25 protein-coding genes are annotated in these 25,098 nt (G+C 52.9%); 10 read left to right on the top strand and 15 right to left on the bottom strand.

Annotation, left to right across the window (positions count from 1 at the left end):
• Positions 1-108 precede the first annotated feature (108 nt).
• Both HCG48_RS00400 and HCG48_RS00395 read right to left on the bottom strand, forming a co-directional pair.
• Positions 109-585, bottom strand: a complete 477-nt coding sequence (locus tag HCG48_RS00400) for a TspO/MBR family protein (RefSeq protein ID WP_168567394.1) — start codon at positions 583-585, stop codon at positions 109-111.
• Between the two features lie 291 nt (positions 586-876).
• A complete protein-coding gene (locus tag HCG48_RS00395) occupies positions 877-2,484 on the bottom strand; it encodes an outer membrane protein assembly factor BamB family protein (protein WP_168567393.1) in 1,608 nt (535 codons plus the stop codon).
• An 11-nt stretch (positions 2,485-2,495) separates the two neighbouring features.
• Between HCG48_RS00395 and HCG48_RS00390 the strand changes: the two genes are divergently transcribed.
• Positions 2,496-2,711 (top strand): hypothetical protein, encoded by a 216-nt coding sequence (locus tag HCG48_RS00390; protein WP_168567392.1) that lies wholly within the window; start codon positions 2,496-2,498, stop codon positions 2,709-2,711.
• Between the two features lie 401 nt (positions 2,712-3,112).
• Here HCG48_RS00390 and HCG48_RS00385 read toward each other — a convergent pair whose 3' ends face one another.
• Both HCG48_RS00385 and HCG48_RS00380 read right to left on the bottom strand, forming a co-directional pair.
• Positions 3,113-3,505, bottom strand: a complete 393-nt coding sequence (locus HCG48_RS00385; protein WP_168567391.1) for a hypothetical protein — start codon at positions 3,503-3,505, stop codon at positions 3,113-3,115.
• Between the two features lie 269 nt (positions 3,506-3,774).
• Entirely contained in the window at positions 3,775-4,890 is a 1,116-nt protein-coding gene (locus HCG48_RS00380) for a DNA methyltransferase (protein WP_168567390.1), read from the bottom strand.
• A gap of 360 nt (positions 4,891-5,250) precedes the next feature.
• Here HCG48_RS00380 and HCG48_RS00375 point away from each other — a divergent pair, with 360 nt between their 5' ends.
• On the top strand, positions 5,251-5,430 hold the full coding sequence (locus HCG48_RS00375; protein WP_168567308.1) for a hypothetical protein: 180 nt from the start codon (positions 5,251-5,253) through the stop codon (positions 5,428-5,430).
• 140 nt (positions 5,431-5,570) lie between these two features.
• Here the strand turns inward: HCG48_RS00375 and HCG48_RS25615 are convergent, their stop codons facing one another.
• From HCG48_RS25615 to HCG48_RS00360, 3 genes are all read right to left on the bottom strand, one after another.
• Positions 5,571-5,732 carry an ABC transporter permease family protein gene (locus HCG48_RS25615; protein WP_222858210.1) on the bottom strand — a complete coding sequence of 54 codons (162 nt, stop codon included), beginning with the start codon at positions 5,730-5,732 and terminating at the stop codon, positions 5,571-5,573.
• A 594-nt stretch (positions 5,733-6,326) separates the two neighbouring features.
• Positions 6,327-7,298 carry a glutathione S-transferase family protein gene (locus tag HCG48_RS00365; RefSeq protein WP_168567389.1) on the bottom strand — a complete coding sequence of 324 codons (972 nt, stop codon included), beginning with the start codon at positions 7,296-7,298 and terminating at the stop codon, positions 6,327-6,329.
• Between the two features lie 170 nt (positions 7,299-7,468).
• Positions 7,469-7,717: a hypothetical protein gene (locus HCG48_RS00360; RefSeq protein WP_168567388.1), complete on the bottom strand. Its 249-nt coding sequence runs from the start codon at positions 7,715-7,717 to the stop codon at positions 7,469-7,471.
• Between the two features lie 128 nt (positions 7,718-7,845).
• Here HCG48_RS00360 and HCG48_RS00355 point away from each other — a divergent pair, with 128 nt between their 5' ends.
• The gene (locus tag HCG48_RS00355) at positions 7,846-7,986 is read left to right on the top strand and encodes a hypothetical protein (RefSeq protein ID WP_168567387.1); all 141 of its coding nucleotides are present in this window, start codon (positions 7,846-7,848) and stop codon (positions 7,984-7,986) included.
• On the opposite strand, the gene HCG48_RS00350 is transcribed toward HCG48_RS00355, so the two are convergent.
• The 5 genes from HCG48_RS00350 to HCG48_RS00330 form a co-directional block, all read right to left on the bottom strand.
• The gene (locus HCG48_RS00350; RefSeq protein WP_168567386.1) at positions 7,983-8,213 is read right to left on the bottom strand and encodes a hypothetical protein; all 231 of its coding nucleotides are present in this window, start codon (positions 8,211-8,213) and stop codon (positions 7,983-7,985) included. The genes HCG48_RS00355 and HCG48_RS00350 overlap by 4 nt on opposite strands.
• Before the next feature lie 942 nt (positions 8,214-9,155).
• Positions 9,156-11,069 carry a glutamine--fructose-6-phosphate transaminase (isomerizing) gene (glmS, locus tag HCG48_RS00345; RefSeq protein WP_168567385.1) on the bottom strand — a complete coding sequence of 638 codons (1,914 nt, stop codon included), beginning with the start codon at positions 11,067-11,069 and terminating at the stop codon, positions 9,156-9,158.
• A gap of 38 nt (positions 11,070-11,107) precedes the next feature.
• Positions 11,108-11,371 carry a hypothetical protein gene (locus HCG48_RS00340; protein WP_168567384.1) on the bottom strand — a complete coding sequence of 88 codons (264 nt, stop codon included), beginning with the start codon at positions 11,369-11,371 and terminating at the stop codon, positions 11,108-11,110.
• A gap of 114 nt (positions 11,372-11,485) precedes the next feature.
• Positions 11,486-11,731 (bottom strand): photosystem I iron-sulfur center protein PsaC, encoded by a 246-nt coding sequence (gene psaC / locus HCG48_RS00335; RefSeq protein WP_006616272.1) that lies wholly within the window; start codon positions 11,729-11,731, stop codon positions 11,486-11,488.
• Between the two features lie 273 nt (positions 11,732-12,004).
• Positions 12,005-12,910, bottom strand: coding sequence for a CoB--CoM heterodisulfide reductase iron-sulfur subunit B family protein (locus tag HCG48_RS00330; RefSeq protein ID WP_168567383.1), 906 nt, complete (start codon positions 12,908-12,910; stop codon positions 12,005-12,007).
• A gap of 451 nt (positions 12,911-13,361) precedes the next feature.
• On the opposite strand from HCG48_RS00330, the gene acpP reads away from it, so the two are divergent.
• The 5 genes from acpP (at position 13,362) to HCG48_RS00305 (ending at position 18,838) form a co-directional block, all read left to right on the top strand.
• Positions 13,362-13,613 (top strand): acyl carrier protein, encoded by a 252-nt coding sequence (gene acpP, locus HCG48_RS00325; protein WP_168571664.1) that lies wholly within the window; start codon positions 13,362-13,364, stop codon positions 13,611-13,613.
• Positions 13,614-13,671: 58 nt separating this feature from the next.
• Positions 13,672-14,922, top strand: coding sequence for a beta-ketoacyl-ACP synthase II (fabF, locus tag HCG48_RS00320; protein ID WP_168567382.1), 1,251 nt, complete (start codon positions 13,672-13,674; stop codon positions 14,920-14,922).
• 213 nt (positions 14,923-15,135) lie between these two features.
• A complete protein-coding gene (gene tkt / locus HCG48_RS00315) occupies positions 15,136-17,142 on the top strand; it encodes a transketolase (RefSeq protein WP_168567381.1) in 2,007 nt (668 codons plus the stop codon).
• A 299-nt stretch (positions 17,143-17,441) separates the two neighbouring features.
• Positions 17,442-17,708, top strand: coding sequence for a DUF2949 domain-containing protein (locus HCG48_RS00310; RefSeq protein ID WP_168567380.1), 267 nt, complete (start codon positions 17,442-17,444; stop codon positions 17,706-17,708).
• Positions 17,709-17,752: 44 nt separating this feature from the next.
• Positions 17,753-18,838: a Tll0287-like domain-containing protein gene (locus HCG48_RS00305; protein WP_168567379.1), complete on the top strand. Its 1,086-nt coding sequence runs from the start codon at positions 17,753-17,755 to the stop codon at positions 18,836-18,838.
• Here HCG48_RS00305 and HCG48_RS00300 read toward each other — a convergent pair.
• Positions 18,835-21,387, bottom strand: a complete 2,553-nt coding sequence (locus tag HCG48_RS00300) for a WD40 repeat domain-containing protein (RefSeq protein WP_168567378.1) — start codon at positions 21,385-21,387, stop codon at positions 18,835-18,837. The genes HCG48_RS00305 and HCG48_RS00300 overlap by 4 nt on opposite strands.
• Positions 21,388-21,975: 588 nt before the next feature.
• On the opposite strand from HCG48_RS00300, the gene HCG48_RS00295 reads away from it, so the two are divergent.
• Entirely contained in the window at positions 21,976-22,197 is a 222-nt protein-coding gene (locus HCG48_RS00295; protein ID WP_168567377.1) for a hypothetical protein, read from the top strand.
• On the top strand, positions 22,190-22,528 hold the full coding sequence (gene cutA, locus HCG48_RS00290) for a divalent-cation tolerance protein CutA (protein ID WP_168567376.1): 339 nt from the start codon (positions 22,190-22,192) through the stop codon (positions 22,526-22,528). The genes HCG48_RS00295 and cutA overlap by 8 nt, the downstream gene beginning before the upstream one ends.
• Here the strand turns inward: cutA and HCG48_RS00285 are convergent, their stop codons facing one another.
• On the bottom strand, positions 22,529-22,744 hold the full coding sequence (locus HCG48_RS00285) for a FeoC-like transcriptional regulator (RefSeq protein ID WP_168567375.1): 216 nt from the start codon (positions 22,742-22,744) through the stop codon (positions 22,529-22,531). It abuts the gene before it with no gap.
• 11 nt (positions 22,745-22,755) lie between these two features.
• Complete coding sequence (gene feoB, locus HCG48_RS00280) at positions 22,756-25,059, bottom strand: Fe(2+) transporter permease subunit FeoB (RefSeq protein WP_168567374.1); 2,304 nt, start codon at positions 25,057-25,059, stop codon at positions 22,756-22,758.
• Positions 25,060-25,098: the final 39 nt, after the last annotated feature.

Raw genomic sequence — 25,098 nt, 5'->3', positions numbered from 1 at the left:
TTAATTCTATCTTTTATTTCGCCATCGATCGAGCGATCGGGATGTTTATGGGTTGAGCCGATCTCAAAACCCGATCGCCCCTCGAAACAGCGATCGATCGCGATCGGACTAGCGGTGAGGGGGGTTGAGTTTGAGCATTTCCCAAGTCGTATAAGTACCAATCGGACTCCAAAGTAAATAAGGAACTAATAACAACGCCGCCGACTGGGAAACCGACCAGACACTGACGGCGAGTAAAGCACTCAGTACGGTTCCCGTGGCGCCGACGATCGTTCCGACGAGCAAACTTCGCAATTTGGTCAACAGAATCGTGTAGGAAATGGTCACGATTTCTAAACCTAAATAAAACCCCATCAATACCCAAGTTTTAATCGTTCCCGGATCGCTTTCCCAGGTCACCACCGCCGACCACGCACCACAGATAAAAATAACAGTCCAAATGAGGGGAATGGCGGCTTCAAAGGTCAGCCATTGGGGACGACGCAGGCGATTGAACCAGCGTAAATCTTCTGAAGAATTGAGGGAACTTCCACCGATCGCCACCAGTAAAGTGACGACAGCAACAACCATCCAAGATTTTAACATTAGTTTTCGGCGCGATCGCGCTTTCAAGGCAAATTGAGCGGTTAATAATGTTCGATTTTGAGAGATTTTGCTGGTTTGTTTATAACATTTTTAGGCGATCGCGCGCTCTACCTCCAGTTAGATTCTTTCTATTTTTGGTTATCCTACAGCAATTGGCACTGTCATGAGGTACGAGAGGCAAAGATCCCCCCAACCCCCCTTAAAAAGGGGGGCAGTGAAAGTCCCCCTTTTTAAGGGGGATTTAGGGGGATCGAAATGTACCGCCCAACAGCGAAAACTGCTGTATTTGGGTTATCCTAACGTATATAACCAACCATCGCGACCGCACAGATAAACGCGATCGTTCCAAACAATTGGAGTGGCTTCAAACGAAACACCAGGTTTAAATTCCGCGATTTGTTCGACCTTCAAACGATAAAATTCGCCTCGGGAATTGACCGCCGCTTGGCGATCGCCCGGATTGCTTTTTTCCCAAATAAACTCAAATAAATAAACTCCATTATATCCGGCGGCGATCGCCCGATTGCCCTCGGTAAAAATTGGTGTAGAAATCGACGCACCTATTTTCTGTTGGTACAAAATTAATGGCGTATCGTATTCACCTTTCCCGGAAAAGCTTTTAACTTTTTCCCCGGTCACTGTATGTTGCGATCCGAGATAAAAATAGCCGTCGAGTGCGTTCGTTGCAAAAAGCGGCGGAAACTCTTCCCCGGAACGATAGCGATCGTTTAACGCCACCGAACCGATCACCCCGCCTTTCCAACTTTTTAAACTGGCATTTCCTGTGGGTAAAAACCATTCGATCGCCGCTTGCGGTTCTTGAGTCGGATCGAGTTTTAAGATGCCTCCCGAACCAGAAATATATTGTTTTTCTACCGAACAAAAAAGTTTTCCATCGTCAGAAATCGCCACGGTTCCATCGAGATCGGATCCGGTAAAGAAATCCCAAACAATTTGGCGATCGGTCACACTAATGCCATAAATATGACCGGAACCAGAGGCAATATAAAGGCGATCGCCGAGTCTGGCGGGAGAAGATTCAGTCACGAGATTTCCCCCTTGACGACTCCGATCTCGTTCCTCGTAGAGTTGGACTTCGCTCAAAATTTCCGGCTGCAACAATTCCAATTTTTCCGAAACCGCTTTGGTCGAACTGTTGAGAAAATAACCGATACTATTTTCCCCTGCATTAAATAATAAACCGTTCCCCAAATCTAAAGGGCTGCTATCATTATCCCGGCTGTAACTGGCTGTTTTTTTAATATTTAATTTCCAAATTTCTCGACCCGTTCTAAAAGAAATGGCGCGCAAACTCGGAATCGGTTTTGAGGTAGAGACAGAATTTTTATTCCCCAAGCGACTCCCTTGTAAAATCACGATGCGATTGTCGTCTGTGGCGGTCGGATCGATATAAATTGTCGCCGTTCCTTTAAGAACGTCATCAAATTGATATTTCCAGATGAGTTCGTTGGTGTCGAGATCGATTTTGCGTAAATGATGGTCGTAAGATCCGATGGTTAAATAGAGTTTTTCGCGATCGCGGGTTAAGGTCGGTTGTCCGGTCCACCCCGCACCACTCCAGGTTTTCCAGGTCGAGCCTACTTTTGTTCTCCCCGTTCCTAATGGGAATTTATCGAGGACTTTGAGGTTTTTAGGAATACCTCGTCCGTAAAAAATGCGGCGATCGTTTCCGAGAAAGGTGGGGATGATTAAATCGATTTCTAACCCGGGTTCGGGAACTAATTCGTTAACTTTGGAAGTTACGGCTTTCGAGAACAGTGTTTGAGGGGCGATCGCATCGGAATTGCTGCGCTGACAGGCGTTAATCGTCGGTGGAATGGTGCTGGCGAGTAAAAATTGCAACGCCAGTTTATTAAAATTTCGTCGCGCTAAAGTCATCAGTCGAGTTGATGGAAGTAGATACACGGATCTCTGAAGTGCCAGAGATTAAAACTGACAAGCGATCGCGCGATCGCCCTCCGGTTTTCTCCGATTTGGAGATCGGGGAAGCGCGATCGCTCGATGTCTCAAATTATATCCGGCAATTACAAGATCGTGGCCATCAGAAGGGCGATTTTTATTTAATGGGATGGAGATCGGGAGTTGCGATCGCCTTTGATGTCTGAGTAAGGCTTAATTTTAGCGCGATCGTGCTTTAGTAATCTTAAATGATTTGTAACCTAAGTAGGGATCGAGTGTTCCCGAGCGTACCTGAAGGATGCTCCTACTCTCAAGGGTTTCAGGTGAACCCCCCTGACTCAACTAATTTAAACCTACTATAGGGATTAAAAAAAAGAAATAGCTTAGGCATGTAAACAGCATGAGTCAAACCAGTGTTTTTTCTAAAAATATCATGCAATAAGGGTTTTGGTGGGACAACGATCGGGTTTACTTCGTAACTTTTATCCATTTGGAAATAAAAACAGCTTAGCTATAGAGCAACATAAAAAAAACTCCAGCTAGCTACTGGAGTTTAAGATATAGAAAGCAGCAGGTAAAAATTTTATAGCCTTGCAAGATATCCGGTTTAGAAATAACGAACAATTAAGGGAAGTAAAACTTCCAAGACTTCGCCCGTAACGGTATCTTGAACCCTAGCTTTTCTAAACGCGGTTCGTCCCATGTAAGAAAAAACACTCTGCGAACTCATATCCCCGATGAGTTCGACCAATTCATAGCGACCGTCATCGCTAGTTTGAGGACGAATAATATCCCCGACGCTTCCCAAGCCACCTGCTTTGTTTAAAATCACAGGCATAGAACGAATAATCGGGTATTTTTGACCTTGTAAAAGTAACCAAGTTGCCGTCAAAGCGGGTTTGGGGATTTGCGCGTTGGCGGCGTGAGGAAAGATGAACCCTGAAGACAATGCAAAACCTGCACTGAGTGCGAGAACTTTCGCCGTGAGAGAAAGATTCATAGATTTGATGTCTCCAGAATAGGATATTTTTTCGCCGATTCCAATTAAGAATCGCCGAATTTCTCTGACATTGACTCTCGCGAGGGGGCAGATGTTCCCTGGGGAGGAAAAATGGAGCGGAATCGATTGAAGCGACTAACTTCTATGACTGAGTTCTGAGTGCCGATTTTTGGCTTTTGTCTGTTCTTTGTTGCCTGTTCGATGTCTCAAATGAGCTCGGGAATGAGATCGGGATAGCTGGCTTACGAACTTCTACCTTTGCTTAAAAGTCAAGCTGTTTTTTGCATCACTAAAATCCGCTCGAATTTTGTCATTTTTGTTTGGCGGCGCGATCGCCGATTGTCGGGAATCAGATCGTCATAAATGGTTTCTATACGGAAGCGATCGCTCGTAACTTTTAGGGCTTCTTCGGCTAACAGTTCTGCCGTTCGCCGAGTTTTGCCATTTTGACGCACGTCTCCTAAAACTAAAATGCAATAACTGCCGGGTTTGAGAACGCGATACATTTCTCGCAAGCAAAGCGACATTTGTGGTAAATATATTTTAATTTTCGCCGTTAAAGAGCGATCTAATTGTTGCCAATCCTCACAACCGAGAAACCACAAACGCAGTCGATTGTCGCGGGCGTAGTCCAGGGCGCCAAAGTACGGCGGGCTGGAAATAATAGTATCGACGGACTCGTTATCGATCGCCAAACTCATCGCATTCTCTTGCCAAATCTGATAATGGCGATCGCCCCAATGGTCTGGGAGTAAAGAACGGCGATAAGCCCGCTTAATTTTAGCGAGCAACCGCGATCGCAAATCCCGATAAGCGTACATTTCCGGGAAGCGATCGCGGGGATATTTCGAGGTTCGTAAATACGGGACGAGGTGGCTAGCTGGATAGGACAAAAAACCGGGGCGAACGTGATGCAAAATTCCTAACAAACAGCCCGTGAGAAAATACTCTTCTCGTTCTTTTAACCAGCAAAAGGCAACGATAATTTCTCGTAAAGTATCTGGGTGAAAAAAGTCTTTTACCCATTGAGGAATTAGCGTTAAATCGATGTTAGGAGCTTCTCGTTCGACGGTTTCGAGTAAAATTTCGGCGCGGGCGATCGCCTCGGCTTTTGTTGATGGCGCCTCCAACTTTGCCCGGGAAATTGCGTAAGCGTAGGGGCTGAGATCGTTGGCCCATACCCGGCGTCCGGCGATCGCCGCTTCTAAGGGAACCACTCCCGAACCGCAAAACGGATCGAGTACCGTATCTCCTGTTTGAGAATACAGTTGTAACAAAACTTGCACCATTCCAGTTTTTAGCTTTCCTACATAAGGAGAAAGTTGCTGTAAGGTACTCTCTTTGTTATTAAAAGAACCATGCCACAAGGTTGCATCAAGTTTCATTTCTAGATCGCATTTTTAAAAGAAAATAGCGATCGCCCTAAATTTATATATTTTATTCCTACATCCGAAAAAGAAAGGACAGATCCAACGACGACCTGCCCTTTATTGAATTTCTAATTGTCTTTTCGGTTCGATGCAGTCAACTAAAAAATACCGAGGACAATCACAAAGGTAAACAGACACAAAACAATAATTGAGAAAATCAGCAAGTCGGCTACACTTTCATCGGTATAGGTTGGAAACTTTTTACCAGAGTCATCCATGAGAGACTCTCCTTGACGTTCTTGACGCTTGAGTTAGGGATTTTCCTTAATTATAGTCAGAGTAATTAAGGATTTTTGACAGGTAACATAATAGTTTATGAATGTTTATCAAACTTTAAAAGGTTCTCTTTATTTGCCGAAAAAAATAAGCAAACTTACCTGTATCGCCATTACCCTGGCGCCATCGCGATCGTGGCGATCGCCTCAACGATTATCCGTCGAAGTCTCTATTCCTAACTTTTTTTCTAAATGGCGACTGACCCAAGACATCCCATAGCAAAATAGCCAATAAATTAAGGTAACAAAAATATAAACTTCCGCGTAGTGTCCGATAAATTCGGGTTGGGCGACAATCGATCGCGCCATCCCCGTTAACGCGACTCAACCAACAATCGACAGTAACGACGTATCCTTAAATCAGCCGATAAACTGACCGACCATCGCGGGAACCACCGCCCGTAACGCTTGCGATAAGACCATTAAGACGACAATTAACGGCGAAGACAAGCCCAAGGCTGTCGCCGCTTCCAGTTGAGTGCTAGAGATCGATTGCAAGCCTCCACGTACATTTTCCGCCATATATGCCGCACTAAGTCGCACTAAATAGAGCCAATCCGGCGATCGCGTTCTATATTGGCAGGCAAAAATAAGGGTAACATTTATTGTGCTATAAATACAATTCCAATCAAGGGAAATGCCCGAAGAATTTCGATGTAGACAATCGCTCCCCAACTCACGATCGGTAAGCGACTTGGTCGCCCGAGGTTCAGCAAGACCCCCATCAGAAACGAAACGACAATACTGACCGTCCCCGTCAGTAAAGTTAAGCTTTTTCTCTTTTAAAGTTACGGAACAAAGCCTGTGGTGAACTTTTCAAGCCCACCGAAAGACAGGATTCTTAATCCGTAAAAAGCTTATTTCATAAAGGTTTTAGGAACGATTCTACTCGGTCTACACTTTCGCGTTCGCGCTCTTTGACTCATGCAGTTTAAATGTCTAATATGGCATTTTCCTCTGCTATGCAAGACATTTAGATCCCCCTAAATCCCCCTTAAAAAGGCGGACTTTCCTCGTTCCCCCCGAAATCCCCCCAACCCGCCTTTGAAAAGGGGGTTAGGGGGATCGTCACTGTACCTCATCAGACGCCCGAGTGCTGTAAGTGATCTAACAGCTTCACTCCGAACTAAAGCGATCGCGATCGTGGGGTTCGTCTAAATTAAAGATCGGCCCGATAGGAACGACACGAGTGGGGTTTACTTTGGGATGACTTTGATAGTAATGGCGCTTGATATGGTCGAAATTGCAGGTTTCTTTCACTCCGGGATATTGATATAACTCTTTGAGATAATTCCAGAGATTGGGATAGTCTTGAATCCGGCGTAAATTACATTTAAAATGGAAATAATAAACCGGATCGAAGCGCAATAAAGTTGTGAACATGCACCAGTCTGCCTCCGTGAGGCGATCGCCGCATAAATAGCGTTGTTTCCCTAAAATTTCTTCCCAATTATCCAGGGCTTTAAATAAATCGGCGACCCCTTCTTCATAGGCCATTTGAGTGGTTGCAAATCCCGCCCGATAAACGCCGTTATTAATCGGTTGGTAAATCGCATCGATCGCGCGATCGACCTCCACTTTCAAGTCCGGCGGACAAAAATTAACCGAATTTTGGGCAATCCCTTCAAATTCGGTATCTAACATCCGAATAATTTCGCGAGATTCGTTATTGACGATCGCCCCAGTTTTCTTATCCCACAATACGGGAACTGTAACCCGTCCGCTATAATCGGGTTGGGCTTTAAGATACAGTTGCCACAAATAATGACAGCCGTTGACGCGATCGGGAATCATCCCCGGTTCGTCGCTAAATTCCCAACTATTTTGGTCGATAACGGCGGACACGACCGACAGAGAGATCGCCTTATCCAGTCCTTTCAATTGGCGCATAATTGCTGTTCGATGCGCCCACGGACAGGCCCAAGAAATATAGAGATGATAGCGTCCGCTTTCGGCTTGAAAGCTACTGGAACCGTCGGCAGTAATCCAATGGCGAAAGGTCGTAGAAGGACGAATAAATCGACCTTGGTTATCTTCTTGTTCCCGTTCGGAAACCCATTTACCGTCAATCAGTAAGCCTAAACCCATGATGATTTTAGATTTTAGATTTTTGATTTTAGATCGAGAAAATGAGGGAATCGAGACTCCAGACTGAGTGAAAGCTTAAAACGTGAAAGCTCAAAACCCTGTGTCGTTTTGCCGTTTCCCTCAACGAAAGGGCGGGACCTATGAGATTATTGGCTTGTTCCTCGATATTTTTAGAGGTAATGCCGAGTTTTTCGGCGTAGGTGACGTAAATGAACCAACGCCGAACGTACCTCCACCGGGGGTCTGCGTCGCTGACGACGGGGCGAGGGGTTGTTTAGAAATGAGGTTGTCGAAAATTTGGTGGTCTTCGGGTTGGGAAAGCGCGATCGCCGCGAGAGGAGTTGGGATCGATCGCAGGTGAGCGCCTGAGAGCGACCTTCGGCGTAGGTGGCGTAGGCGACGTTGACCGACCGCGCCACGAAAGTTGTCGATCGCTCGTGGCTCAGGTCTTATCTTACAGCGTGATGAAGCTCGCAGAGGGGAAAGTCCTCGGCCTCCCGGTCGAGCGAGAATCCCCGTCCCTTTAGGTTGGGGACTGTCAAGAAGCGTGACCGAAGGCGATGGCGCGTTTGACGGCCAGGATCGCCGTCGGATCTGGCGCCGGGGAGATTGGCTGACGATTCTGAGCGATCGCGCGAGGGAAGAAAGGGGGAGGGCGATCGCGATCGGAATCGGCGCAGGATTTTAGCCCATGCTTTCGGTTCCGATCCGTTCTTGGGCGATGTCGCGAATCAATGACAGTTTCGTTCTCAGGTAATTGTCGATCATGTTGGTTTCGTCTTGATTCAGGGATTGCTCTTGCTTGAACTGCTTGATCAACCATTGAATCAAACTCGTGTCGTCGAGGCTCAACAGAATATTCACCTGAGAATTTTCAATCGACGACCACAGTTGACGGAGCATTAACGGGTTCATCAAAACCTCCTTTGCGGTTACCCTCTTGGATGTCCATCCGGCAGAAGGGAGGAGCAAAATAGTGATTTTGGATACCTTGCGGCCAGGAACCACCAAACCTGGAGGATTCCCCTACGGTACGCGCATCGAGATGCCTGGGTATCGGTCGGGGAAATGGATGTTTCCCTAACAGAGGGCTGGAATTGGGGAAAGATTCAGCCCTTCGTTTTCGGTTCTCGTTCGAGGGATCTTCCGACCCGGAAGGGGTAGAGTCAAGCCCTCACCCGCGATCGCCGTTGCCAAGACTCAACAGTGGGTTAATTGACCCAAACCCGGAGCTTGGAGCGGCCATCTCCAGTCTACTTTGACGCCGACCTCGGAGACTGGAAGAACCCGAGGTCTAGTACCTTTAATTTTTCCTTTATATTTACACCATAGCTTATCTGGTAATAGCAGATTCAACAACACATAAGATGCAACAATAATTACAAAAACCTTACATTGGCGTTATCATAACTTTACCTTATAAATCATCGACAAGAGCATAAACCTTTATGAAGAAAAAGCGAATAGATTACATTGCAGCGTGCTTTATTTTTCTTAAAGTTAAGGCGGGGGAGTGGCGAGCTTTAGGAGTCGGCGAATAGAGCGATCGCCGATCCCAAACCCTTGTCAGAGAAGGGGAGGCGCCGATCTCGATCGAAAGAGACGCTAGGATCTCTCGCCGATAAAAAGGGGTTAAAAAAACGGCAACATCGCCAAACAGAAGGAAGTTGCGGATCCATCGATCGCCTCAGTTCTACGATAAGCGATCGCGGGATAGACGGGCGATCGCTTTGCAGAAATTGACAAAGATCGAGAGTTTCGATCGTAAAAATTCACAAGAAGATCGGGTCAGGAGATCGAAGCTTTCTTCTCGCCGACCCGAAGTAGCAAAACAGGCAAAAATGACCAAAATGTAATCTATTCTACCGTTACAGACTTGGCCAAATTGCGCGGCTGATCCACGTCCAAACCGCGACGGGCCGCAATGTGGTAAGCCAAAAGTTGTAACGGAATCACCGATAAAATCGGCGAAATTAATTCATCCACCACCGGAACGGGTAAGAGAGTATCGAACACGTCCGTCGCGTGCTTGCCATTTAAAGACGTAACGCCGACAATGCGAGAATCGCGGGCTTTCGCTTCTTGGGCGTTAGAAATCACCTTTTCGTAGACCGTCCCGGGCATGGCGATCGCCACCACCGGAACCTTAGAATCGAGCAAGGCGATCGGGCCGTGCTTCATTTCCCCCGCCGGATAGCCTTCCGCGTGAATGTAACTAATTTCCTTGAGCTTGAGGGCGCCTTCGAGAGCGATCGGGAAATTAATCCCCCGTCCGATAAAAATAAAATCCTGAGTTTCCACAAACTCGTGGGCCAACTCTTCGATCGCCCCATCTTGAGAACTGAGCAACATCTCAATTTGAGCTGGAAGTTGCCGCAATCCCGCAATAATCTCCTCGATGCGCGCTTCCGTTAACGCTTTGCGCCGGTAACCCAGATCCAGGGCCAAAGCGTAAAACGCCATCAACTGCGCCAAAAAAGTTTTCGTCGCCGCCACCCCGATCTCGATCCCGGCGTGAGTATCGATCAAATGCGGCACCAAATGGCCCAAAGACGATTCCGGACGGTTGGTAATCCCCACCAAGCGGGCGTGATAGGCGGGGTCGAGACCGTTGCGGCGCTGTTGTTCCGTCGCCAACGCCGCCAGGGTATCCGCCGTTTCTCCCGACTGAGAGATCCCGACCATCATCACGTTCGGTCGCAACGGCGACGGAGCGTAACGGAACTCCGAGGCATACTGTACGTTGGTGGGAATTCCCGCCAGTTGTTCGAGCAAGTATTTGCCCACTAATCCGGCGTGCCAACTCGTCCCGCAAGCGAGAATTTCGATCTGTTCGAGATCCGCATATAACTCCGGGGGAATGTCGAGGGTGACCGGGGGTTGTTCGTGGTCTCCCGCCTGCCAGTCGTTGTTAAAATAAGCTTCCAAACAGGTGCGAATGACGCCGGGTTGCTCGTAGATTTCTTTGAGCATGAAATGGCGGAAGCCCTGCTTTTCAACCAGTAAGGGATTGAGGTTGAGCAAGCGGGGAGATTTGCGGAGGCGATCGCCCGCAAAGTTGTAGATTTCGACGCCTAACGGGGTCAGACGGGCGATTTCTCCATTTTCAAGCGCCAACACCGCCCGGGTGTGGGAGACGATCGCCGGAGTGTCCGAGGCGCAGAAAAATTCCCCCTGACCGAAACCGATGACTAAAGGCGCTTGCTGGCGGGCTACGATCAGTTCGTCGGGATGGTCGGCACTGATGACGGCGATCGCAAAAGCTCCCTCTAAGCGATTCACCGCTTGGCGTACCGCCTCCAATAACGGCGAAGTCGCTTGCAGCGCCGCATTGGTGCGATCGCTGCCGTCCAACTGGGTCAAGATTTCCGCGATCGTGTGCGGGATCGTTTCCGTATCCGTATCCGAACGAAACTGGTGTCCGCGTTCTTGCAGTTCGGCCCGCAATTCCCGATAATTTTCGATAATCCCATTTTGAACCACCGCCACGCGCTGGTGATTGTCCATGTGGGGGTGGGCGTTGTGTTCTTCCGGTTTGCCGTGGGTCGCCCACCGCGTGTGACCGATGCCGAGTTGAGCCGGATTTTCCAACCCTTCGAGCTTGTCTCGCAGGTGATGGAGCTTGCCTTTGGCGCGAACGCACTGGAGTTGACCGTCATGGACGGTGGCGACGCCTGCCGAATCGTAGCCTCGATATTCCAGTTTTTCCAATCCGGATAGTAAAATTTCGCTCGCGGTTTGCGTGCCGATGTAACCGACGATTCCACACATGTAACCGATCGCTCCTGTTGAATGCGGTACTGTTTATATTATTTTGCGTTTTCTAGAGTCGGTTGGGAGGCGATCGCCGTTGGCTGGGTTCTGGAGGGAAATTCGACATCGACACCGATGCGATCGTCCCGGAAAGGCGAGGGTTGAGTTGCAAAGGTCCTCTCGACTCCGACTCGACGATCGCCCCACGGGACGTTATACGGGGGGCGATCGTCCTTGAGAGTTGTCTTCCGACGGCCTGCCGTGGATTCCGGAAACTCGACCGTTCCCCCGCTTGCGCGATCGCGCGCACCTCGCTTCAAAAAAGTTAAAACAAATGAGAGTTCAAAAAGAAGTTAAAAAAAAAGAGAGAGCCGTTTGCTCCCTCTTTTACAACAAAACCTTGCGTTGAAAACAAGGTATCGAGTCGAATGACTTTAGTAAGCCAGACCCATGCTCCGAGTCGTTTCGGCGCCGAGATAGACGCGGACGCTTAAGAAGTCAGTCGGGCAGGCGGTTTCGCAGCGCTTGCAGCCGATGCAATCTTCGGTACGCGGGGAGGAAGCAATTTGTCCGGCTTTGCAACCATCCCAAGGCACCATTTCTAATACGTCAAGAGGACAAGCACGGACACATTGGGTGCAGCCAATGCACGTGTCGTAGATTTTGACGGAATGAGACATGGAATCAATACTCCCAAAGAATTCTCAACAGGATTTCAGATCGATGGTAAATAGCTTTAACGGTGAGGTTTCACCGTTAAGAGATATAAATCTTGGCTTAGTTTATCGCAGTCGTTCTGAGTCCTCTCATCAAAGGGCCGATAACTTAAAACATCGTAATATTCCGACGGCAAAACGGGCGATCGCTCGGATCGAGCTACAGGGGCGCGATCGCCTCGGAAAGGCCACTTCCTCGCTCCCCTCGGGGATCGCTTCCCCTTGCCCTCCCTCGTCCTAGAATGCTAATTTTTGTAACAAAGAGCGCGTCGAAACCACGTGACGGTCTAAGCCGAGTTGTTCCGGTTCGAGTCCCAACGCCAGAGCCACCAGTTGCGGTAAGTGCAGCACGGGTAAGTTGAGGGGTTGGCCGATCTGTTGGGCGACCTCGGGCTGACGCGAGTCTAAATTCAGATGGCACAAGGGACAAGGAGTGACCAGACAATCGGCCCCGGCGGCGATCGCCTCTTGGATGTGGGTTCCCGCCATTTGAAACGACTGTTCGGTAGCGTAACTCGACAACGGCCAACCGCAACATTGAGTCCGCCCTCGATAAATCACCGGAGTCGCCCCCACCGCCTCAAACAGGTTTTCCATCGAGCGCGGGTCGAACGGATCGTCGTAGGGGAGGGTGCTTTGCTTGCGTAACAGGTAGCAGCCGTAGAACGCAGCACACTTGAGTTCCGACAGGGGACGGCGCACGCGATCGCGCAACGCCTCCAAACCGTAATCCCCCACTAACGCCCACAGCAAGTGTTTGACTTCCGTGGTGCCGCGATAGGGAGAGCAGTGTTGTTCGCTCAGTAATGTATCGATTCGGTCGATATAGGCGGGATCTTCCGTTTTTAACGCTTTCAGCCGCTCGTCTACATGACCGATCACCCCCTGACAGGTACTGCAGTGGGTGAGCAGGGGTAAATTGAGTTGTTCGGCGAGGGCAATATTGCGCGCGTTGACCGCATCTTCCAACAGTTGGGAATCTTCCTTAAACGTGCCGGAACCGCAGCAAGACGCTTTTTTTAGTTCCACCAGCTCGATCCCGAGAGCTTCGGCCAACGCTCCGGTAGACTGATACAGTTCGCGACAAGCGCCTTGGGCAACACAACCGGGAAAGTAAGCGTATTTGAGCGATTTAGATACCATGAGAGTGCCTGGTCCTAGGAAACAAAGGCGGGCGAAGTGCGCGAGACGCCCATCTCTATCATCCCCTGTTGCGAGCCTCGTGCAAGGGAGCGGCGATCGCACCGAAGCGGTTTTTTTTGGATGAAAATAGAGGATCGATTCCCTCCCGCGCCACCTCCCCGGGAGCGGCGGCGATCGCTTAAACCGTTGTCGAGCGCCGAAAGTCAAGGATTTTTCGCCATCGAGGGAACTCGACCCTCGTCAACCACGGACTCCGAGACAATCCAACTCGCGTTGTCTTTCCGTGACAACAATCGGATAAGATAAGGAAATGTCCAAAAGCGATCCCGCGCCGAAATTGCGAGGACAATCCCGCAGCAATCTTGGCGTCGAGGAGTTCCGCAAACGAGACATCGAGCAAGAACCAAATCCCTATACGATTGAAGCTACGGCATCTAAAGAGGAAAAGCTAATGAGTCAAGAGGACATTTTCGAGAAAGTCAAGAAGATTGTCATCGAACAATTAGAAGTCGAACCCGACCAAGTCAAACCCGAAGCCAATTTTGCTAACGATCTCAACGCCGATTCCTTAGATGTCGTTGAATTAGTAATGGCTTTAGAAGAAGAATTTGATATTGAAATTCCCGATGAAGCGGCAGAAGACATAGCTACGGTGCAAGCTGCCGTGGACTATATCAGCAGCAAAGTGGCAGCCTCTGCGTAAATTGCCTGCCTCCACCTGGGTTCTGCGTTTAAAGTGTGGAAGCTCTCGATACTGAATCATGACCAACGTCGAACGAAAACGAGTTGTTGTTACGGGTCTTGGTGCGATTACCCCGATTGGAAATACTCTCCAAGAGTATTGGGAAGGATTGTCGAGCGGGCGGAATGGGATCGGACCGATTACCGCCTTCGATGCCTCCAAACATGCCTGCCGAATTGCCGGAGAAGTCAAAGGATTCGACCCGCACGATTATTTGGATCGCAAAGAGGCCAAGCGCATGGATCGCTTCGCTCAGTTTGCCATTGCAGGCAGCAAGCAAGCGCTGGCGGATGCAAGCTTTGAGATCGATGACCTGAACGCAGGACAGGTGGGGGTCATCATCGGCACGGGCATTGGTGGCATTAAGGTGATGGAAGACCAGCAGACGGTCTATCTCAATCGAGGACCCGATCGCTGTAGTCCGTTCATGGTGCCGATGATGATTGCCAACATGGCTGCCGGACTGACGGCGATCCATACCGGAGCCAAAGGGCCCAATTCCTGCCCGGTGACCGCTTGTGCGGCGGGGTCGAATGCGGTCGGCGATGCCTTCCGGTTAGTTCAAAGCGGTTATGCCAAGCTGGCGATCTGCGGCGGTACGGAAGCGGCGATCACGCCCTTGTCCGTGGCTGGATTTGCCTCGGCGCGGGCGCTTTCGACCCGCAATGACGATCCGACCCGAGCCTGCCGTCCGTTCGATCGCGATCGCGACGGCTTCGTTATGGGCGAAGGCACGGGCATCCTGCTGCTCGAAGAATTAGAACACGCCCTCGATCGCGGCGCCAAGATTTATGCGGAAATCGTCGGGTACGGCATGACCTGCGATGCCTATCACATCACCTCTCCCGTTCCCGGCGGCACCGGAGCAACCCGGGCGATGGAACTGGCGATGGCAGATGGCGGGATCGCTCCCGAACAGGTCAGCTACATCAACGCCCACGGGACGAGTACCCCCGCCAACGATAAAACCGAGACCCTCGCGATTAAAAAAGCTTTGGGCGATCGCGCCGCCGAGGTGGCGATTAGCTCGACCAAATCGATGACCGGGCATTTACTCGGCGGATCCGGCGGGATCGAAGCTGTGGCAACGGTGATGGCGATCGCCAACGATCGCGTCCCCCCGACCATTAACTTAGAAAATCCCGACCCCGAGTGTGACTTGGATTACATTCCCGATCGAAGTCGCGCCCAAACGGTGAACGTCGCCTTGTCCAATTCTTTCGGGTTTGGCGGGCATAACGTCACCTTAGCGTTTAAAAAGTTCGCCTGAAACCTCACTCGCCTCCCGTCGAGCGTGAAAGTCGCGATCGGTTCGTCGCCGATACCGCTTTCATGCTCCCTCGGCAGTGATTTTGAGCCGATCCCCTTGTCGGTATATCCCCCTAATGGGATCATGAGTCTATCCTTTAGGGCAGACTCGCTTTGAGACTCACTTGAAGCGAACGCCCTCCAGTACAAGAGCGTCGTTAAAAAAAAAGAGACTATGGCCGTTGCAACCCAATCCCTCCAAGAACTTTGCATCAACTCCATTCGCTTTTTAGCGATTGATGCGGTAGAAAAAGCGAACTCAGGCCATCCCGGACTGCCCATGGGCGCCGCCCCGATGGCCTTCGTCCTCTGGGACCGCTTGATGCGCTACAACCCCAAAAATCCCAAGTGGTTCAACCGCGATCGCTTCATCCTCTCCGCCGGACACGGCTGCATGTTGCAGTACGCCCTGCTCTACCTGACGGGTTACGACGGTGTAAGCATCGACGATATCCAGCAATTCCGCCAGTGGGAATCGAAAACCCCCGGTCACCCGGAAAACTTCCAAACCGAAGGGGTCGAAGTCACCACCGGACCGCTCGGTCAAGGGATTGCCAACGGCGTCGGGATCGCCATGGCCGAAGCCCATCTGGCGGCCAAATTCAACAAACCCGACCTCAACATCGTAGACCACTACACCTACGTCATCCTCGGTGATGGTTGCAACATGGAAGGGGTCTCTGGAGAAGCTTGCTCCCTCGCCGGACACCTCGGCCTCGGCAAGCTGATCGCCTTGTACGACGACAACCACATTTCCATCGACGGTTCCACCGATATCTCCTTTACCGAAGATGTCGGCAAGCGCTTTGAAGCCTACGGCTGGCACGTCCAACATGTCGAAAACGGCAACACGGACCTCGACGCCATTCAAAAGGCGATCGAAGCAGCCAAGAAAGTCACCGACAAGCCCTCCTTAATTAAAGTCACCACCACCATCGGCTACGGCTCCCCCAACAAAGCCAACAGCCACGACGTTCACGGGGCAGCCCTCGGCGCCGATGAAGTCAAAGCTACTCGCGAATACTTGGGCTGGAACTATCCCGAGTTTGAAGTTCCTCAAGACGCCCTCAGCCACTTCCGCAAAGCGGTAGAACGCGGCGCCAGCTACGAACAAGAATGGAACAGTTTGTGGACGCGCTACAAAACCGAATACGCCGAAGAAGCCGCCCTCTTAGAACGGATGATGAGCGGTAAACTTCCCGAAGGGTGGGACAAAGCCCTGCCGACCTACACCCCGGAAGATAAAGGAGACGCCACCCGCAACCACTCCGGTAAAGTCCTCAACGCCCTCGCTGGCGTGCTGCCCGAACTGATCGGCGGTTCGGCGGACTTGGCGCCTTCCAACAAAACCCTGCTCAAATGCTCCGGCGACTTCCAGAAAGGCGCTTACGAAAACCGCAACCTCCGCTTCGGGGTGCGCGAACACGGCATGGGCGCCATCTGCAACGGCATCGCCCTGCACGGCTCCGGCTTAATCCCCTACGGTGCGACCTTCTTGGTGTTCACCGACTACATGCGCGGTGCGATTCGCCTATCTGCTCTGGCGGAAGCGGGGGTCATTTGGGTGATGACCCACGACTCCATCGGCGTCGGCGAAGACGGCCCGACCCACCAACCGATCGAACATGTCGCCACCTTGCGCGCCATCCCCGAGTTGATCGTCATGCGTCCGGCGGATGGTAACGAAACTTCCGGCGCCTACAAAGTCGCCGTCGAAAATCGCAAACGCCCGACCTTGTTGGCCCTGTCCCGTCAAGGACTGCCCAACTTGGCCGGAAGCTCGATCGAAGGGGTGAGCAAGGGGGGTTACATCCTCTCCGACAGCGACGGTACCCCGGAGATTATCCTCATCGGGACGGGTTCGGAAACTCATCTGTGTGCCGAAGCGGCGGAAAAACTGCGCGCTGAAGGGAAGAAAGTTCGCGTGGTGTCGATGCCGAGCTGGGAAATCTTCGACGAGCAAGACGATGCCTATCGCGAGTCCGTGCTGCCGAAAGCGGTCACCAAGCGTCTCGCGGTGGAAGCGGGTTCGAGCTTCGGCTGGTGCCGCTATGTCGGTTCCGAAGGGGATACGGTCTGTATCGATCGCTTCGGCGTCTCCGCTCCCGGCGGCGTGGCGCTCAAGAACTTTGGCTTTACTGTCGATAATGTGGTCGCCAAAGCGAAAGCGCTCTTAGGTTAATTCTCTAGGTCGCGCGGCGATCGCCCCGGAAGGCTCTCTAGTTTCTAGGGAGCCTTTTTGTTTGACATTCAACCGGAATCGAACCCGTCTCCGTCCGCTCCAGCCTTGCTCGGGCGAGTAACCGTACTGGATCGACGATCTCGAACATAAGAAAGTCGATCGATTAAGGTGATTATAAATTAATGTAAAAAATTAAACCTCGGGAAAACCCATCGGTTAGAGTGTTTGTCAAGCTTTGTTTTTCTTCGTTTTCAGACCAGTTTTTTAATATTTTCATAATCTTTTAGGAAACACGGCCAATGACAAACCTTAACTATTCATTAACTCCGGCGATCGCCTTTTTAAAACAAGAATTATCCCTCTCCAATGCCTCAATTGAAATGGCCTTGCGCTACAGCGATCGCGAATGCGGGCCGTTGCCGACGATCTTGTTAAAATATGGCTTAATCTCCGTGGAGCAATTCGATCGCCTGTTCACCTGGCTGCAACGCGAAGGAGCAGAGATCGCCGCTCCCGTGTCCGCCGCTTGGAGCGGCGAGCCTCCCGCAGACCCCGAAGGGTGGTAAAGTCCCGCCTGCGGACGAGAACGCAAATCTAAGAGCGTCGTGCAATGATCCGTAAGCTTGCCTGGAACAGCCTTAACGTCAGCTTGAAATTTCTGGTCATTCTCGGGCTGGTATTTCTCGGTGGCAGCGTCTTGAGCTTTGCAGTCCTTTCCAACTTGCACAATCGGACCGCCACCGACCAGGTTTCCCAACAGGCGATCGTCCTGATGGAAACGATCGATTCCGTGCGGCAATATACGAACGCCCAAGTCAGCGACTTGTTGGAACAACCCTTGGAATCGCAAGATCGATTCATTCCGGAAGCGATCCCCAGTTATGCGGCGCGGCAAGTGTTCGAGCAGTTTCGGGGAAAAAAGGGGTTTGAAAATTATCTGTATAAAGATGCAACCCTCAACCCGACCAACTTGCGCGATCGCGCCGACCCCTTTGAAGCCGAACTGGTCGAGCAGTTTCGGCGTCAGCCGAATCTCGAAGAACTCCAAGGCTTCCGCAACATTTTAGGACAACAACATTTTTACGTCGCGCGCCCCTTAGTCATTCGTCAACCCCAGTGTTTGCGCTGCCACAGCACCCCGGAAGCGGCACCGAAGAGCCAGATCGCAATGTACGGGGCCGAAAATGGTTTTGGCTGGCAACTCGGAGAAATTATTGGAGCGCAGACGATTTACGTGCCCGCCAGTGCCGTTTTCGATACCGCCTTTCGGGATTGTTTGACGGCATTGAGTGTATTTATCGGGATTTTTGCCCTGGTTATCGTGATTGTCAACCGTTTGGTGCGCCAGCTCGCGATCGCCCCGATCGGCCCGATCGCCCAACTAGCCCGTAAAATTAGCAACAACGAACTGAGCGGCGAGAGTGAAGCGGGAGTCGAAGAACTGCGCCAGCTCGATCGCATCGCCCGCCGTCAGGACGAATTCGGGCAACTGTCCCGACTGTTTCGCGAGATGGCTCAAGCCATTTACTCGCGAGAACGCAACTTTTTAGAACAATTGCAACGGTTGCGCCTGGAGAGCGATCGCGCCCGCCAGAGCAAAGCGGGCCGCGAAGCCGAACTCAAGCGCCCTCGGGACTGGCGCTCTTTAGTCGATCGCGCCCGACAACTGCGCCAGCACGGCTCGACCGAGGACTAATGCCATTCGCGATCGACCGATGGCGAAGGACTCGCCGAAGTCAAACTCGTTCCCCCCATTTCCTGATGGCGGTTCCATCGGATCGAGGCCATCAAAAAGCGCAACCAACTGCGTTCCGCATCGGAGGTATGGGGGTCTTTAGCCAAGCGGCGGACGAACTCCAAATCGGTCGTACTCAAGGCGCCCACGGGCAAACGGCTCAACCGCGCTAACTGCGGCGTCCACAAGCGCACGGTTTTGTCGGCGCTGCTGGTCGCCAGCACTTGGCCGTTATCGCTAAATTGCAACCCCATCACCCATTCTTCGTGACCGCGCAGTTGCTGGATGGCGGTCGCGGTCGCGGTATGCCACAACCGCACGGTACGATCCCAACTGCCCGTGGCCAGTAGTTCCCCAGTCGGGTTGAACGCCAAGCAGGAAATCGATCCGGTATGGCCTTCTAACGGGGGTAAAGGTTCGGCGTCGGGGAGTTTCCAAAGGCGGACGCTGTAATCGTTGCTCCCGGTGGCGATCGCGCTGCCGTCGGGACTGAACGCCAGACAGGCCACGGAACCGCGATGGCCGCTTAAGGTTTTGAAGGGGGCGCCGACAGGCAACCACCACAAGCGTACCGTGGTATCCCAACTGGCAGTAGCCAGCAGTTGGCCGTCGGGAGAGATGGCCAAACATTCGACCGGTCCGGCATGTCCGGTCAGGGTTTGGATCGCTTCGCCACTGGGAAGCAACCAGAGGCGCACGGTGCCGTCGGCGCTTCCAGTGGCGAGGAGTTGGCCGTCGGGACTGATCGCGAGGCAGTTGATCCAGCCCGTATGCCCGGTGAGGGTGGCTTGCAGGCTTCCGGTCGGCAGGCGCCAGAGGCGCACGGTGCCGTCGGCGCTTCCGGTGGCGAGCTGTTCTCCGGTGGGACTGATCGCGAGGCAGTTGATCGGTCCGGTGTGTCCTTTGAGTTGTTGCAAGGCTTGGCCCGTGGAAATGCGCCAGAGGCGGACGCTGCGATCGTCGCTTCCCGTTGCCAGTAGCAAGGTTTTGCCGTAGGCGCCCACACCGGGATGGCTGAAGGCGAGACATTCGATCGGCCCGCCGTGTTTGACTGGGGGGCGATCGAGGTCTCCGGTGCGGCTGTAGGGCTGACCGAGGGTGTTGACGCGCTCCCCCGTGGCGGTATTCCACAGTTCGACGGTGCCGTTGGCGAGGGCGATCGCCAACAGGGGCGGTTCTCGCACGTAGCCCACACTGGTCGGCCCGATCGCGAAACAGGTCACGGGTTGGCTCGTCGGACCGATCGCGTGGGAACAGTGCATCCGTCCGGCTAAGGCGGAGACATCGCCGATACATTGGCTCGCGAGCTTGTGCAGGACCTGCCACCCGGATAACTCGTTGGGGGTCTGCGGTTGCCACTGGGGTTCGATCTGGCGCAAGAGGCGCACGCTCCAGGCGGGGGGCGCTTGTTGGGCGAGTTTCCACATGCTCGACCACGATCGCGAGCGGGCTAAAATGGCGATCGTATTTTCCCATTCGCGATCGCTCATCTCCCCGAGTCGGCGGCGGTTCGGCGGTCCGACGATCGTTTCGACGATTTCGAGGCGTCCGGCTTTGCGGGCTTTGTCGGCAATGCGCGATCGCACCGCTTCGTCGGCATCGAGATAGGCATTTTGTAGCAAGCTGCCGTCGATGTCGAGCTGGTCGTAATCGGCCCACTGTTCGGTGAGGTAATAAAATAAGGCGCGTTTTTGCGGGTCGCTGGGGGCATATTTGGCGGCGATCGCCGCTTCGCTCGCTAAAGGATGGTCTCGCTCGATCGCCCAGCGACAGACTTCCTCGCGCGCTTTCGGTCGTTGCAACTGCCGCAACGCTACCAACGCTTGCATCACGATCCAGCCGTCTACATCGCGACAGGCAATCAGCAACGGTTCGACCACTTCCCCCCCTTCTTGGGTCACCACTTGCATCTGTCCGACTTTGAGGGCGCTCAATACCCGGATTAAAAGCGGTTGGCGGGCGATGTAACTGCCGCTTAAGAGCACTTGTTCTAAAAAGGGCGTCCGGGTCATCGCCCACTGCTTGCACAAGGCATCGATCGCCTCGGGATTTTGCAGGCGGAACAAGCACTGGCGCGCCGCATGGGCGATCTGCACGTCGCGATCGCGGCAGGCTTTCAGGAGGGGCTTGATCGGATCGGGGATCTTCTCGATCGCCTGCTCGACCTGCCCGACTTTTAACGCCGTCAGCAAGCACAGCGCCAGGGGGTGGCGGGCGATCCAGCGCCGTTCGAGCAGTAACTGGGTCAGTCGTTCGTGGCGCGTACTCGCCCAGACCGCACATACCGCATCGATCGCCTCGGGCCCTTCTAACTTTCGCAACGCCTCGATCGCAATTTCGTTCAAGCGCTCGTCGTCCGGGGCGATCGCCGCTTGCGCCAACAGTTGGGCCGCCGCCGCCGAGCGGTCTTCTACCAACAGTTGGGCCGCCTGCTGCCGCAACCATCCCCCAATCCCCGGCAGGGGTTTGTATAACCTCATTTCCAGTTTGGCCAGTTCGCCGGGTTCCATCAATCCCTGCCTCCGTTTAGATTTTGGTTCCAGGCTGTCTCTCACTATCCTCCTTAACGCTTGGGTATTTAAGATAAATTCCTGCGCTTCCCCCGACCCGATCCGGCGCCCTTTTCCCCTCAGACGGCTCCCCGATTTCCCCGTCTTTTCCCCCACGTTTCCCTTGCAAATTCCTCTCGGTCAACCGCACCGCGATCGCTCAGATCCGATCGGACAATCGCCTCGACCCTGCCTCGACAACAGGGCCATTCTCTCTAAATTCTACCCGTAACGGCAAAAATAAAAACTGAGATTCCACCCCTCACGCGCAATTGCAGACCCAGCAAGGACTTTCCCCCTCCCTTTCCCCCCAGGGTCTCCCTCAAATTAATTTCACAAGTCCGAATCGGCGATCGCACGCCCCACGATTCAACGGCGGTTCGTTTTCAAACTCCCTTCTCCAAAATTTCCCTCGCAGACTCACCCACTCCCTAAGAACCGATCTCAGAAACCGGGAAGGTCTATTCCTCTCCACTCGGGGGTCAATGAAATACTTTGTGTTATTTTTGAACGAGTTTGTTTTTCAAACAACTTGAATATAAAACAAATATGCTTCAAAATACACTTAAATTATGTGATTTTCAACCCTGGCGATCGCGCCCCCCCGAACCGCCGACGCACTCACCGAACAAGAGAGCGCAACAAGCGGCGATCGCCCCGTACTGGCGCGTCTGGCATAGTATGATGGGGTTTCCAGAGGAGGCGATCGTCCCTGCAACCGCGATCCGAACTCCCCCACCGACGTGCAAACCGGAGACCCCCAATGATTGAAACAACCGATCGCTACGGCATCGTCCTAGTCACCGCCCCCTCCGAACGAGACGCCAAAACCATCGCCCGAGGCTTAGTCGATGCGAACCTCGCCGCCTGTGTCAGCATCAGTGCGATCGAGTCCATTTATACCTGGAAAGGAGAAGTCAACGAAGATCGAGAATGGCAATTGATCGTTAAAACCGATTTAACCCACTTCGATCGCTTAGAAGCCAAAGTTCGGGAACTTCACAATTACGAAGTCCCCGAAATTATTGCGATTCCGATTATCGCCGGATTTGAACCCTATTTAAACTGGATAGGCGAACAATGTCGCCCCAGTTCGTGCTAATCAAACCCACTGGTAAACTTCAAATACAGTGCGATCGCACTGAGTGCATTCGCCGCAGGGTTTGGGAGGCGGCAGTTGGCGAACCCGACCCTTACGCACCAACTTTTTCAACATCGGTTCTAAGGCGGCGGCTTCCACGTGAAAATGAGTAGACAGTTCTGCTAGAGACGCCGTATGTCGTTCGGCGAGATAGACTTGCAAATCGCGAAGAATCATCACCCTTCCTCCTAAATCACTCGTCCCATCCGGCGCATTCCCAAGATCGTCCCCGCCAATAGGGCAATGGCGCCGAAGATCCAAACCGTGGAGAATGCCGGATGGCGTGCAAACGTTGCAGCCTGATAAAACACCGTCGCCACCCAATACGCCAACCCGGTCGTCCACACCCCGGCGAATACGGTCCATCGCGTCCCGGTTTCGCGGTAAATCGCGGCGGTGGCAGCCAAACAGGGAAAATACAATAAGACAAATAAGAGATAAGCAAACGCCCCGATTTTGCCGTCGAAGCGGTTGACCATTTGGCCGAAAGTTTGCGAGGCGACCCCCTGACTTTCGGCGGCAATTTCGGTGTTTTCCAGATCGCCGACACCGACTCCCAAAGGATCGAGTAGTTGGTTGCCTAAATTGGCGAGATTGGCGGGGATAGAGGCGAAGGCATCGCGGATACTGCCCCAGAATTCAAAGGGGGTATCGGGTTCGGGGGGAATGTCTTCCCGGGCCAGTTGTCCGTAAAGGGAATCGAGAGAACCGACGATCGCCTCTTTGGCGAAAACTCCCGTGAAAACGCCCACGGTGGCGGGATAATTCTCTTGGCGAATCCCCATCGGCGCGAAGACCGGGGTGACGCTGCGGCTGACACTACTCAACACCGAGGTTTGGGAGTTGCCCAAGGATCCGTCCCAACTGACGTTATTGAGTAATCCGAGAACCATCACCATTAAAACAATAACTTTTCCGGCGCGAACGATAAACTCGCGCAGGCGGTCCCACGTCCGCCACAAGATCCCCCGTAACGTCGGGAGGTGATAGGGGGGGAGTTCCATGACGAAGGGAGAAATATCGCCGCGCAAGATTGTATGTTTGAGAATCAGTCCGGTGCAGATCGCCGCCCCGATTCCGACGAGATATAAGGCGAAAACGATATTCTGACCGCCGACGGGGAAGAAGGCGGCGGCGAAGAGGGCGTAAACGGGAAGCCTTGCGCCGCAGGACATGAAAGGATTCATTAAAATTGTCATCAGCCGATCGCGCGGACTTTCTAAGGTCCGGGTGGCTAAAATGGCGGGGACGTTGCAGCCAAAACCGACTAGCATGGGGACGAAGGATTTCCCGGGTAAGCCGATAAAGCGCATCAGGCGGTCCATGACGAAGGCGGCGCGGGCCATGTAGCCGGAGTCTTCGAGAAAGGCGAGAAAGAGGAAGGTACAGGCGATGACCGGGATGAAGGTGGAAACGGTTTGCAGCCCGCCCCCCGCGCCGTTCGCCAGCAAGACGACCAACCAATCGGGGATTCCCACGGTGGTTAACAACCGTCCGAAGCCGTCTACGAAGATCGTTCCGGTGAGGATATCGAAAAAGTCGATAAAGACGTTGCCGAAGTCGATCGCGAACAGGAACATCAGATACATGACGGCGAAAAACAGAGGGATGCCCAACCAGCGATCGAGGACGATGCGATCGATACGCTGGGTGAGGTTGAGGCTGACTTCGCGCGATCGCGCCACCACTTGTTCGCTGAGGTGGCGGATGAAGGTATAACGGGCGTCGGCGATCGCGATATCGAGGTCGTCGCCGAGTACGTCGCCGACTCGTCGTTTCCAGTGGGCTAAGACGCGATCGAGTTCCCGTCGCTGCAAGGTGGGAACGCCAATATCGTCGTATTCTAACAGGCGCAGGGCGGTCCAGCGCGGATCGACGACCCGGGCCGGATTGTCTAAGTAGGGCATCAGATCGGCGATCGCGTCTTCGACGACGGCGGGATAGGCGACGAAGGTGGACGGGATCGGGCGATCGCGCAATCCGCGATCGATCGCCGCCCTTAACTCGCTCAATCCCTGGCTTTTGGAGGCGACCACCGCCACCACGGGACAGCCCAGGTGTTGGCAAAGGCGATCGAGATCGATGTCGAATCCCCGTTCTCGCGCCACGTCTACCATGTTTAAAATGACGACGACGGGCAACCGCATTTCAATTAATTGGGTGGTCAGGTAGAGGTTGCGTTCTAAGTTGGAGGCGTCGATGACGTTGGCGACTAAATCGACGGCGCCGGAGAGGAGGTAATCGCGGGCGATGCGTTCGTCAAGTCCGGTGTCTTGGTCTTCGGCGTCGAGGGAGTAGACCCCCGGTAAATCGATGATGGTGACGGTTTGTCCGTCGTGGTTGTAGGTGCCTTCGACGCGATCGACGGTGACCCCAGGCCAGTTTCCGGTGATTTGGTTGGATCCGGTCAGGGCGTTGAAGAGGGTGGTTTTGCCGCAGTTGGGGTTACCGATGGTGGCGATCGTGGCGCGGGCGGTGATGGTGGAGTTCATAGGCGGGGAAGGGGGCTAAGGGCGATCGCCCCCGGTCGA

Source organism: Oxynema aestuarii AP17, from assembly GCF_012295525.1.
GTDB classification, from domain to species: Bacteria; Cyanobacteriota; Cyanobacteriia; order Cyanobacteriales; family Laspinemataceae; genus Oxynema; species Oxynema aestuarii.
The sequence above is the reverse complement of the archived record's forward strand: the minus strand, read 5'-3'. Positions and strand labels throughout refer to the sequence as shown.